Annotated in this window: 13 protein-coding genes; 10 read left to right on the plus strand and 3 right to left on the minus strand. The window is 36.2% G+C overall.

Annotated features, from left to right (window positions below; genetic code table 11):
• Positions 1-459 precede the first annotated feature (459 nt).
• From GH715_RS15220 to GH715_RS15235, 4 genes are all read left to right on the plus strand, one after another.
• Positions 460-1455, plus strand: coding sequence for a hypothetical protein (locus GH715_RS15220; RefSeq protein WP_153836094.1), 996 nt, complete (start codon positions 460-462; stop codon positions 1453-1455).
• A gap of 127 nt (positions 1456-1582) precedes the next feature.
• A complete protein-coding gene (locus GH715_RS15225; protein WP_153836095.1) occupies positions 1583-2254 on the plus strand; it encodes a hypothetical protein in 672 nt (223 codons plus the stop codon).
• Positions 2255-2588: 334 nt separating this feature from the next.
• Entirely contained in the window at positions 2589-4073 is a 1485-nt protein-coding gene (gene rlmD, locus GH715_RS15230) for a 23S rRNA (uracil(1939)-C(5))-methyltransferase RlmD (protein ID WP_153836096.1), read from the plus strand.
• A 316-nt stretch (positions 4074-4389) separates the two neighbouring features.
• Complete coding sequence (locus GH715_RS15235; RefSeq protein WP_163578688.1) at positions 4390-4986, plus strand: NAD(P)H-dependent oxidoreductase; 597 nt, start codon at positions 4390-4392, stop codon at positions 4984-4986.
• A 407-nt stretch (positions 4987-5393) separates the two neighbouring features.
• On the opposite strand, the gene GH715_RS15240 is transcribed toward GH715_RS15235, so the two are convergent.
• Positions 5394-6446, minus strand: a complete 1053-nt coding sequence (locus GH715_RS15240) for an oxidoreductase (protein WP_153836097.1) — start codon at positions 6444-6446, stop codon at positions 5394-5396.
• Between the two features lie 116 nt (positions 6447-6562).
• Here GH715_RS15240 and GH715_RS15245 point away from each other — a divergent pair, with 116 nt between their 5' ends.
• Positions 6563-6979: an Lrp/AsnC family transcriptional regulator gene (locus tag GH715_RS15245; RefSeq protein ID WP_205601865.1), complete on the plus strand. Its 417-nt coding sequence runs from the start codon at positions 6563-6565 to the stop codon at positions 6977-6979.
• 214 nt (positions 6980-7193) lie between these two features.
• On the opposite strand, the gene GH715_RS15250 is transcribed toward GH715_RS15245, so the two are convergent.
• A complete protein-coding gene (locus GH715_RS15250; protein WP_153836099.1) occupies positions 7194-7355 on the minus strand; it encodes a YfhE family protein in 162 nt (53 codons plus the stop codon).
• 179 nt (positions 7356-7534) lie between these two features.
• Positions 7535-7666, minus strand: coding sequence for a hypothetical protein (locus tag GH715_RS21825; RefSeq protein WP_018933217.1), 132 nt, complete (start codon positions 7664-7666; stop codon positions 7535-7537).
• Between the two features lie 297 nt (positions 7667-7963).
• Here GH715_RS21825 and GH715_RS21370 point away from each other — a divergent pair, with 297 nt between their 5' ends.
• From GH715_RS21370 to GH715_RS15275, 5 genes are all read left to right on the plus strand, one after another.
• The gene (locus GH715_RS21370; RefSeq protein WP_205601866.1) at positions 7964-8428 is read left to right on the plus strand and encodes a glycine zipper domain-containing protein; all 465 of its coding nucleotides are present in this window, start codon (positions 7964-7966) and stop codon (positions 8426-8428) included.
• Between the two features lie 85 nt (positions 8429-8513).
• A complete protein-coding gene (locus GH715_RS15260) occupies positions 8514-9869 on the plus strand; it encodes an alpha/beta hydrolase (protein ID WP_153836100.1) in 1356 nt (451 codons plus the stop codon).
• A gap of 20 nt (positions 9870-9889) precedes the next feature.
• On the plus strand, positions 9890-10342 hold the full coding sequence (locus tag GH715_RS15265) for a DUF3887 domain-containing protein (RefSeq protein ID WP_163578690.1): 453 nt from the start codon (positions 9890-9892) through the stop codon (positions 10340-10342).
• Between the two features lie 144 nt (positions 10343-10486).
• Positions 10487-10948, plus strand: coding sequence for a hypothetical protein (locus GH715_RS15270; RefSeq protein ID WP_153836102.1), 462 nt, complete (start codon positions 10487-10489; stop codon positions 10946-10948).
• Between the two features lie 318 nt (positions 10949-11266).
• On the plus strand, positions 11267-12307 hold the full coding sequence (locus GH715_RS15275) for a C45 family autoproteolytic acyltransferase/hydrolase (protein WP_153836103.1): 1041 nt from the start codon (positions 11267-11269) through the stop codon (positions 12305-12307).
• Positions 12308-12576: the final 269 nt, after the last annotated feature.

Below are 12576 nucleotides of genomic sequence, written 5' to 3' on the forward strand. Positions count from 1 at the left end.
TAATGAGCATAAATTGTGTCTTTTTACTTGACGGTCACAATAATGTTGTTTTAGGGTAAGGTCGGCTAATTCCCCCTATAGAAAGGATGATGTTTATGAGCATGTATAGATAGTTTTATGGTGCTGTTTGCTTTTCGTACTTTCTTGACTGCATTGCTCGCTTTGACCGTATCACTGATCAAACGAACCATTCACAGCAGACAAGGGTGGAGGAATTAAGCATTTTTTGTCTCTATTGCACGTAATAAATCACTTATTATAACGTTTGGTGCATGGGAGTATAGTTATGATGAGTTCCTTTGCTTCTCTTTGGTCATATATTATGACACCATCTCGCAGAATGTGATCCATTAAACAGATTAAAATACATGTAGTAGTCGGGCGTAAATCCCCGATTAATTAAAATTATTTTAAATGTCAGTCTACTAGGGTATAGGAGTGATAGAGGAGGAGATACGATTGAAGAAAATGATTAAAATAGTAGGAATTATTTCTATAGTGTTTCTAGTCGTTGCATGCCAGAATACTGAGGAAGAGGAACAGAATGCCGAACCGGTGGAAGAAAATCCTACAGAAATTGGCGATAACGAGGAAAACGGTAATGTTGAGGATACAGAAGAAACTGAAAACGAAATGGACGAAGATGATTCAGATGTATACAGCGGAATTCAAGAAACTCCTGCTTATTTCATTGATTCGCATGTTGTTTCTACTGAGGTTGAATTTCATACAGCGTTTTCTATCACTCGTGATGAAGAACAACAACTCTCACTGGCAGAGCGGTTAGAAATGTCTCTTAATGACAATGATCCTTCTGAACAAGAAATTCTTAGCTCGTATGCAGATATTTCAGTAGAATGGCCTGAGCTTCATTTACATTTTAATGAAGAGGGAAATCAATTATCCACAACATCTACACAAAGTCTACTATTCAATGAAACGTTGTATGGAATTAGTGATTTATACGGGATTGAAAAAGTAACATTCTTTAATCCAGATGGAGAAACAGACATTATTGTCGCTGAAAGAGGAATAGATGAGCCGATTGTGATTGAAGACGAAAGAGGTCTGACGCGTGGCTATTATACGGTCTATGATCAAGAATTAGAGGAAACCTTGTTTCTGCCTGGTGGAAAGTTAGAAGAACAAGTGACAAATGAGAATGGAGAGCCTTTATCTTTCCCGGAGACGGTGGAATCGATGCATACGGTAGATATTGAGGATGCGTTTTACTCTTCTGCAATCATAGAAGGATTTGAAATCGAAAACGCTTTGATAGAAAACGGTAATGCTACCGTTCAATATACGATGAACGAAGATATCGTAACGGAAGACGATCGGACTGTGTTTGAAAATGCAATGCAACTTGCAGCACTTGACTTCCATGCATGGGAAATCCGTTTGATAAATGATACCATGCAAGAAAGTATCACTTACCCACTAGTAGGCCAATAAATGGATAAAGATGCAGAGACAAAAGAGATTTTTAATGGCATAGTAAGGAGAAACTGAGCAGAAAAGTAATAGTAAAAGTATGCATGAATTTTCTCTATACGGATATAGATAGGTAGGAGGGATTCTGATGGATACATTTTTTTACACATTTTTTGTGCTAGCTTATATCATATTAATTATCTGGACTTTCAAGTCATCACAGAAAGAGTTAACGTATCGAAGTTTTTTCTACCTTGTCATTATTGGTTTATTATATGACAACTTGGTCCTGGCTCTTGGGAGATTTATTGGCACAGGTGACTTACTGGAAATGTTGAATTTAGGTCGCTACTGGATACATGCATTGGTTACGCCAACTTTAGTATTATTTAGTTATGGCGTTTTGAAACTAACAGACATAAATTGGATGAAAAGCAATATCGCAAAATGGTTTTTCGTCTTTGTCGCAATTCTGCTAAGTGTTATTGAAATTATGATGGGTGTCATTCAGTTAAAGTTAAAACCAGTATGGGATAATGATGTTCTTCAATATGTATCGTCATCTTCTAGTTCTCATCCGCCATACATGATCATTGGAGTTACATGTGTTCTGTTAGTTGCAGGCTTTATTTTATATAAGAAAACAACGTGGAAATGGATGTTGATTGGAACAGTCATCATGGGTATCGTTAGTACTTTGTCTTCTTTCCTTCCTAGCGGTGCTGTAACAAATGGTTTTGAGTTATTTTTGCTCTTTACATTAGCGTTAACTAAAATTCATTTGGAAAAGAAAGAATTTAAAGGTGTAAAATTCAATTAGTTTATCATACATTTAGTCGTAATTCTTTTTATAAAAAGAGTTATGGCTATTTTTATTTTTGCGATAAAGTGATGAAAAGTCGAATCAATTTAGGGATTCCTATTTCACTAATTTCGATGGTTATATTAAAAAATAGAATTTCTTGTGCATTTGTCAATTGACCTGAATTCAACCTTTAACAGCTTTTTGAACTTATTGGATGGTATAGGCGATGGTGCCAGGCACCTTTATCCATCCAATAATTGGTGGCAGTTTTTTTTTCATTCGTTAGTTTTACTACTGACTTTGGATAGTATATAATGAGGAACCAAAGAAAAATAGATAGGAAGTGCCTATGAATAAAAGCAAAAAGAATGGATATAAACAGGGAAAAAGACGCAATCAAGCGAAAAAAACAAATGGGAAAAAGCGCTCCGCACTGACTAATCAAAAGGGCGGCAAATTCCAAGGTAAGCCCTCGTCAACAAATAAGCATCGAGGTAATAAGAAATCTGTAACAGCAGAGGTGACCTGCACAGGCCTGACCAATGAGGGGAAAGGCATCGTTCAGTGGAAGGGAAAGCAGTTAGAAGTGGAGCATCTGTTGCCAGGTGAAACGGCTGAGATAACTTTGTCTACTAATGGTCGATATGTTAATACGGAATTAAAGCGGGTAATCACCTCGTCAAAAGACCGAATCGAGCCAATCTGCTCCTATTTTTATGAGTGTGGCGGATGTCAGCTTCAGCATATGAACGAGGAAGCTCAGGAAGGTTTCAAACAGGAAACAATAGATCAATTAATGAAACCATTCGGTAAACCGGAACCGATTTTAACGATGGACCATCCGTATGATTATCGAAATAAGAGCCATACAACATTTGGTTTGAATCAGGAACGGCAGATTATTGGTGGGCTATACGCTCAGAATAGTCATCAGCTTATTTCAATGGATCGGTGTCTCATTCATGATCCGAAAGCGGATGAGATCTGGCAAACGATTAAGGACATGATGAAGTCGTTTAAAATGCAGCCATATAATGAAGACACTGGACGAGGTTTCCTGCGTCATATACTGGTGAAGGTCGGTAAAGTTAGTGGTGAGATCATGGTGGTGCTGGTTGTAGCTTCACCTATTTTTAAGGGTAAGAATAATTTTGTAAAAGCTCTTAGGAAGGCTCACCCGGAGATTACGACCATCCTCATGAACGTGAATAACCGGGATACGAGCATGGTTCTAGGGGATCAGGAGAAAGTGTTGTTCGGTAAAGGGACTATAACAGACACCCTGTGTGGAATGAAGTTTGATATTTCCGCGAAATCCTTCTATCAGATTAATCCTGTTCAGACGGAAAAGTTATATGCAAAAGCTATTGAAATGGCCCAATTGACTGGAAGTGAAACCGTAATTGATGCGTACTGTGGGATCGGTACAATCGGTCTGATTGCTAGTCAAAAGGCTGGCAAAGTCATTGGTGTAGAGCTAAATAAGGATGCTGTTCGAGACGCAATCCGCAATTCAAAGCGCAATGGCGTGAAAAATGCCCGTTTCTATCAAGGTGATTCCGGGGAATTCATGATGGAGATGGCAGCACGTGGTGAGAAAGCAGATGTAGTAATTATGGATCCACCACGAAGCGGAAGTGATGAAGCATTCTTGTCTAGTGTCGTTAAGCTTAAGCCAAAGCGTATCGTTTATGTGTCCTGCAATCCAGTGACACAGGTGCGAGATATGGAATATTTAGTAAAGAACGGATATGAGGTAAAAGGGATTCAGCCAGTGGATATGTTTCCGCAGACGACGCATGTCGAGAGTGTAGCGTCGCTAGAGTTAAAATAGCTTTAATGGTTTTTAACTAAAAATTATAGTATGTTTTATCTTCCCTCGGACTAATGGTTCGGGGGGATTTTTTGACCTCTAGTGTCTTACGTTTATACAAAAAGCAAATGCTAGAGGTCTTTCTTATGGAAATATGAGTTATTATAACTTTTTTAAATTAACATAAAGATCCTGATTTCTTTCCTATTGGTCCTTTCCATTTTACCTATCCAAAACTTTAGTTTGTAAAATTTGGATTGCCTTTTCCATTTCTTCTAGTTCGGACTCTGTCAAATGATAGATGTTAATATTTAGTTATCAAATGAGGTGTTTAATAGTGAATGTTCTGATTGTTTTTACCCATCCAAATCATCAAAGCTTGAGCTACGCTTTTTTACGAGAGGTACTTCGCGGGTGTGAGGAAAACCATGTTATACAAAATGTTCAAGTTTTAGATTTATATGAAGAAAAATTTAATCCGGTCCTTGAATTTGGGGAGAAAAAGAAGAGAAGAGATATATATAAAGATCCCGAATTAGCAAAATATCGGGATCAATTATCGTGGGCTGAAAAGATTATTTTTATCTACCCTATATGGTGGGGAAGACCTCCCGCGATGTTAATGGGTTATATCGATAAAATGTTTGCATCAGGATTTGCCTACAAAGATAACGGTAAGTTGTTGCCAGACGGTTTGTTGAAGGGTAAATCAGTCGTATGTATTTCTGTAATGAAAGGTCCACCCTTTTATCCAATGTTTTGGTTAAATAATGCTCATAAAGTTTTAATGCGTAAAGCATTATTTCAATACGTAGGCATTAAAAAGGTAAAGTTTTTTGAGTTTGGGAATATGGAAAATCCAAAGGGCAAACATCAGAAAAAAATAAACAAAGTATATAGGTACTTTCAAAAATTGAATAAACAGATCTCCTGATCATAAATATATCGATGCAGATCATAAGAAGCTGAAATATTGGTCCAAACATTTATACGATCTCACTTGTTAGATGTATGATGTATTTTCTTTTGCTTTTGAAGATTTGAACGGATTTTCATTCTCTATTTTTCAAGTTTGTATTTGGAGTTAAATAAAAGTTGAAAAATGAGTAATCGGTATCTTAATTGATAGGATATTGTCATGCACTACACCTTAATTCCCCCAAAAAAGTCGGTAAATATGAAGTAAAAAAAAACAAGCGAAATTTTATATTGCATAGTAGACGAAGTAAACGTATACTGCGCAGCAACAATTATCATTTGTTTTCTTCATTAGGATTGGGCAGGCCCTATTAAAATGAATTTGGCAGAGCCTGCTTCAGTATTTTTAAATCCGCGTATAAATTAATTTAAACATTTTAGCTGCTCTTTTGTATGATAAGGGAAAATCTCTTGATTTGCTTTCAGACGAATAACCAAATCAGGATTGGCTATAAATAATTGTCCAAATGCAACTAGGTCCGCTTGATTTTCTTCAATGATATCTGCCCCTTCATTAGGAGCTATATTACCAACAGCTATAAGGGTTTTCCTCCAGTATTTCCTAAATAACTCATGAAGCGATCTTTGATCATTTTTAAGTGCAACACCGTAGTTTTCTACAGAGGGATGGATAATTTTTATTCGATGTTTGGAAAGGATCTCTGTGATAGCGTGTACCATTTCTTCGGGTTGCTCCCATACATAATCCCTATCGTCATCTTTCTTTTCTGAAACTCTGATGCTAATTCTATTTTTAGGCACAACTTTCTTTACTTCTTTAATAATCAAATCTAAAAATCGCAGTCTATTTTGTAAGGACCCTCCAAACATGTCTTGCCGATGGTTTGATTTCTCACTGATAAATTGATCAATGAGATAACCATGTGCGGCATGTATTTCAACGCCGTCAAAACCGGCTTCCATCGCATTTCTTGCTGCCTGTCTATAGTCATCGATAATTTGATATATTTCCGCCTGACTTAAAGGTTTAGGTGGTTGGAACGGTTTCCTTAACCTATGCACGTTCCCGCTAGCACTTATGCCAGATGGAGCGACAGGAGTATGACCTTTTAAAATTTCCTGATGACTTAATCTGCCTACATGCCAAAGCTGGGCAAAGATTTTCGTATTATATTGATGAACTTCTCTTGTGACTTTTTTCCAACTTAGGGTTTGACGATGTGTGAATATTCCTGGAATCCCATAAGTTCCTTTGGCTAATTCATTGATAGCCATTCCTTCTGTGATGATTAAGCCGGCACCATACCTTGCTCTTTTTCCATAATAGTCGGCAATCAAGTGATTGACTTCACCGGTTTCATTATCAGCAAATCCTCTTGTCATGGGAGCCATCACAATTCTATTATCTAATGTTAAGTTCCCGATTTTGTAATCAGAGAAAATGGAACAAGTCATATTTATCACCTCATATAGAATGTTAAATCTATCCTGATTTGTTTACAATGGAATTATTAAGCTATATATTATGAAAAACTTTAAATTTTAAAGTAATGGGAGAGTGGGTGAAAGCAATGTTAGATGATATCGATCATCAAATTTTAGATTTATTAAAAAGAAATTCAAGGCTTACTTATACGGAAATCGGTAAACAAATAAATATGTCATCTCCTGCTGTGAAAACGAGGATAGAAAGATTAGAAGATTATGTGATAAATCGTTATACCGTAGAGATAAATCATAAAGAACTCAATAAAGGAATTCAGGGTTTTGTTTTATTTAAAACAAAGAGCTGTGAAAAGTTAACGAATTATTGTAAAGAGAACCGTAATATTATCGATTTATGGAGAATTAGCGGAGAGTATAATTATATGGCTGAAGTGGTATGTTCAAAGGTGGAGGAGTTGGAGCAAATCTCTAAAGATACAACACAATATGCCTTTTCCAATATACTATCTGTTCTAGGGAATTATAAGGTTAGTGATGGTTAAAAATGATAGTTCATATCAAGCAAACCTGATGCTTGAATCACTAATAATAACTTATATTATCTCTAGTGATAGCAAATATTCATCCTCCATTTCTTAACTCGACACTTAGTGTTTAACACGAAATAGAAGGGATATTGCGCTTTAACTCATTAACTCTTTTCTACCAAAATTAAAGAAAAAGCAGCTGAGAAAGCTGCTTTAAGATGACCTGTTCTTATAAGTTAGGATTTTCCTTCTTCGCTTCATTTACTTTAGGTTTTCGATATCCACCAGCAATATCTGCTTGTTTAAAGTCTTTTGCATAAATAACTTCTTGAGTGTCTGATGGTTCTTCCCCATTTCCTCCTATAGGTTGATACTGTGTTTTTTTGGACATCGTGCTCATCCTTTCTATTGGAATTGGGTTATATAAATTATTTACCCTCTATAGTAAATTGCTAAACATAGGCTGTTCGGAAGTGGAAGACTTCAAAATGGAGTATCAATAAATGTCACTAGTATTTTCGTTGTTGTGTTTTGCAAACGGAGCCAGCGAGCACACAAGTGTGCTGCTCGCTATTTCTTTAAATTTTTCATTGATTTTGTACCATCTGAAGTAAGCGCTTCTTCTCTTCTTCTGTCTTTTTTAGTACCGTATTCTTCATTCGTTAATTTTCCTGTATCTTTCGGTTGAAATGCTTTACCCATTTGTCTAACCTCCTACTTTAATTAAGGGAAGAGTAAACTTATTATTTCTTTTAAAAGCAGAATTATGCTTTTAATAGTAAAATATTTGGACAAATTAATGAAACAAATATTATGGAATGTGTTTACATACAACTAGTCGAACCCTCATTTAAATTTTCCAACGAATAAATGTTTCCTCTTCTAGGTAGTAACGGTTTAATGATAATTAGTCTTTGCGATAATGCTATATTTGAAACGTTCCCAAGAATAAAACCGTATAAGATAGTGGACTAATTGGAGACTTTAGGAGGTGAATTAATGGAAAGCGAAAGAGTGAATAAACTTATTACAATGCTTGAGGAACTGAGAAACACTGTTGATGAACAAGTTGCCCCAAAGCTTGAAATAGATAAATGTAAGCGAGTTGTTCAAAGATTGAGCTCTTTCTCGGGCGATTGCAAGGATTGCTATCAGCATTTTAATGATTTTGAAGAGCATTTACTACAACTTAAAGATAAGAAAGATAATTTTTCAGATAAGGATGTTAAGCATCATAAACAAAAACTAGCTAGCATCAGTTCTCACCTGCAGAAACAACACAAGTTAGTAACAAGTGGATATAATTTAAGTATATATATGTCGATTGGTACTAGTTTAGGTGTAGTGTTTGGACTACTGATATTTGATAATATTGGTTTAGGATTACCACTTGGAATAGCTATGGGTGTAGCGATTGGAGCAGGATTAGATGCAGATGCCAAGAAGAAGGGAATGGTCTTGTAATACAAGGGCACAAGGATTAAGCCAAAGCAGCTAATGCCCCTTTATTATTTGGTGATTTTTTCAACAGTAATTGGAGGAAAATCAAATGAACGTTACGAATGGCCTAAAAAGTTGGAGCGTGCTACTGCTTATCATTTTTTTAACTAGTTGTTCCAATGATGTGAAAGATTTTACACCTGAACAAGCGGCTCATGAGGTGATAGAGTTATTGCGAACAGGAGATTATCAAACGGTTCATGACCAATGGTTTGGGGAAGAATTACAAGCTTCAATACCTATGGATCAGCTAGAAAGGGAATGGGAGAAACGTTCAGCAGATGGTGGAGAATTTGTTGACGTTCATTCCTTAAATGTGGAGAAACGGGCCAATAATTTAGAGGTTATTGAAGGGAAAGTAGAATATACGAATCTGACACTAGACTTTAGGATGATCTTTAACAATCAGTTATTAGTTGGTTTTAGTCTGCCTAATAGTATAACAAATGCTAGTCTGCCAGATTCGATTGTTGAAGAAGAAATTATTGTTGGAGAAGGAACTGCTTATGAGCTTGGTGGAACACTTACTCTTCCTAAGAATCAAGATAATTTACCAGCCGTCGTTCTTGTACATGGTTCTGGACCAAGTGATCGTGACGAATCAGTTTACGCGTATAAGCCTTTTCGTGATATTGCTTGGGGTTTAGCGGAACAGGGCATTGCGGTGATTCGTTATGATAAAAGAACTTATACGTATGGGGAGAAAGCAGTGAAGGATACCAACAAAATTACGGTATATGAAGAAACGATAGAAGATGCCATTCGGGCTACAGAATTATTGAAGAGTGATAAACGCATTGATGAAAATAACGTCTATATACTTGGACATAGCCTTGGCGGAATGTTAGCTCCTCGAATTGATCTACAAGGTGGAGATTATGCGGGTATTATTATACTTGCTGGTTCACCACGCCCCTTATGGGAAATTGTCTATGACCAAAATAAAGCTGTATTAGAGAATACACCGATGAATGAGTCTGATAAAAATGAACAAAAAGAACTGGTTGAAGAGGAATACAAAAAAGCTCAGCAGTTACGAGAAATATCAGAAGATGAAGCTAAAAAAATGACTGTTTTTGGAATGAATGGCTACTATTTAAAGGAAATGGATCAATATAATGTTGCATCAATTGTTTCAAAGTTGGATAAACCGTTATTCATTTTGCAAGGGGAGGACGATTTTCAAGTATCTTATGAGAAGGATTTTACCGCTTGGCAAGAGCTATTAGAGGATAGCGAAAATGCTACTATAAGTAGTTATCCAGATCTTAATCACTTTTTTGTTGATTACCAAGGACCAGGTGAAGGAACAATTAAAGAGTATGAAACACCAAAGCAAGTTGACAAGAAGGTAATTAACGATATAGGGGAATGGATGTTCACACAACTAAAGGAGAACAATTAGATATAATGGAGGAATGGCAAATGAAAAAACTTCAATCGATCATTGCTGTAATGATAGCAGGATTGATATTGCTCGCAGGATGTAACCAATCAAATGAGTCAGAAGAAGAACCATTAGATCAAAATCAAGAGGGGCAGGATGAGGAACAATCTGCTACTGAAAGTAACGAGAATGATCAGATAATTGGCATGGCAGAGACTTTTATTGATCAATTAAATGAAGGGAAGTTTGATGAAGCAACAGAAAACTTTGACGAAACAATGGCTGAACAGTTAACTGCCGATAAAATAGAGGGAATTTGGAATGATCTCCATAACCAGCTAGGAGACTTTATCGATCAAGAGTTCAATACTGTTGAAGAAGTGGATGGATATCAGGTTGTATTAATTACAGGTATCTTTAATGATGATGAAGTCACATTTCAAGTTACTTTTAATGAAAATCAACAAATTGCAGGGTTTTATATTCAGTAATCAGTAGGAAAAGGCAAGTTAATACATGGTAGAAGAACGAAAATTTAAGTCGAAACACACTATTGTTACTAAGAAATAGAAATGAATCCATTACTTGAAAGGGTTGTTGGATGTTTTGACACATACACGAGGAAGGAGCTTGCGATGGAGTATAGGATAAATCCGCTAAGATGGTCGACGATTAGTATTTTTCTCATTGTGATATTGTGGAGTCTGTTATCAGATTATTATGGATCTTCTTTATTACTGTTCCTCCTGTATTTACTAGTAGTAATTGTTTTTGCTTCTTCCATTCGTTTTAAATTTGAAATTCATGATAATCACTTAGTATATCAAGTATTATTATTTAAAAGATCTATTAACAAAAAGAAAATGGATCCTGACCAAGTAGAACAAATGAAATTTATACGTGCCGGATGGGCAAAGAAAGCTGCGATTATAAAACTAGAAAAAGGAATGGATATTAGACTAGTTGTGCTCTATCCCGAAGAGGCGTATGAACATCTATTGGAATTTGCAAGGAAACACGATATTTCAATAGTTAAAACTAATGACTACTTAACTTTGGAAAGGAAGGGGGAGAGGAAAAAAATGGAGAGTAGTTAGCTGTTTTTCTTGTCTTATATTCCTTTGATCCCTATTATTTGCTACGAATTAAACAGATAAAAGTTTTAGTTGGTTAGCGAAAATTAGCGATTAATAGGTGATCTATCTTCTATTTCTGTCCTCCGTAATAAAGGAATACAGGGTTGTATTGGACTTTAAAAAAGGGATAGTTATTAGGTTTAGAATATGTTCATTCGATCGATTTGATATGCAATGTACTTTGGATTCGAGATGATCCGTGCTATGATTTGCGTTAGCAAGACTATTGATCTAGAAAAATAATCACTTGTCTTGATCACTATAGTAAAGGAAATTACCATGAAAAAATATCACGTAGATGTCATTCAATATAGAGGCGATTATAGATCTTTCGGTTTTCAACAGGGGGAATGGTTAAAACAATCTTCATTGCATCCAATTTATACGAATCCTAATATGGCGAAGAAGCTACGTTTTTCTGTAGATCATGCGGAAGCGATTCAATGGATTAATGCGCTGTTTCCACAGTTTTTAGAAGAACTTAAAGGGTTAGCAGAATCTTTGAAATTATCGCTAGATCAAGCCATAATGCATTTCAGTGGTTATCAGCAGGAATGGATTCGATCTGGTTGCTCTATTTTAACCGGAGATCATTTTCTAGTACGTAATTACGATTATCATCCGAAAACATATGAAGGAAGATTCGTGTTATATCAGCCTAAACAAGGATTAGCGACGATCGGTCCTTCGCAACGAATTGTTGGTAGAGCGGACGGTATGAACGAAAAAGGACTGATGACTGGATATAATTTTGTCAATCGCCGAGGTTCCGGTGATGGCTTTATTCCAACCATTATTACACGAATGATTTTAGAACAATGCCAAAACAATGAAGAAGCGATTGTCTTGTTAAAAGAAGTCCCACATCGGGTAGCATTTAATTATGTATTGGCAGATCGGTTTGGTAATAGGCACGTGGTTGAGGCTACTTCACAAGCTGTTCGTGTTAAAGAGGATACGGTAAGCACAAACCATTTTGATCTACTTCCTGAAGCAAATCGTTATCATCTAGCAGATTCACAACGGCGATTAGCTATTTTACGAAAGCAAAAACAATCACTTTCCAAAGCAGAAGCTTATCAAGTATTAAATAATAGGGAAAATGAAGTGTTCTCGGAAAAATATTTGCAGTCAGCGGGAACATTACACACGACAATATATGATGTGGATTCAATGAATGTAGGAATTGGATTGGGTTCTAATCGAGTACCAACTATCTTCTCGTTTGGCGAATGGCTAAAAGGACGTAACACTTGGCTTAAACGAGTAAGAGGAGAAATCAATACAGAGGCACGTATGCCATATATGGATGGATTGTAAATGTTCTCGATCAATAAAAAGACATGATAACAGCATCGAAAATGTCTGTTATCGTGTCTTTCTTTTTAAAAAGGATTTTTCGTTTTAAGATAAGAAAGTATAAATTTTGCGCAGATGTCTAGCTCCGAGCGCCCAGAAACTAGGCGACTTCACGAATTGCCCTACGATAAAGAAGACTTGCCGATTGGTGAAACCAGAGGCTTAGTCGCACTTATGCCTTTAGGTGAAAGTCATCATCGGTTCGTAAACTCACCGTGATTCCTTTATCT

Source organism: Gracilibacillus thailandensis (assembly GCF_010994055.1).
GTDB lineage: Bacteria > Bacillota > Bacilli > Bacillales > Amphibacillaceae > Gracilibacillus > Gracilibacillus lacisalsi.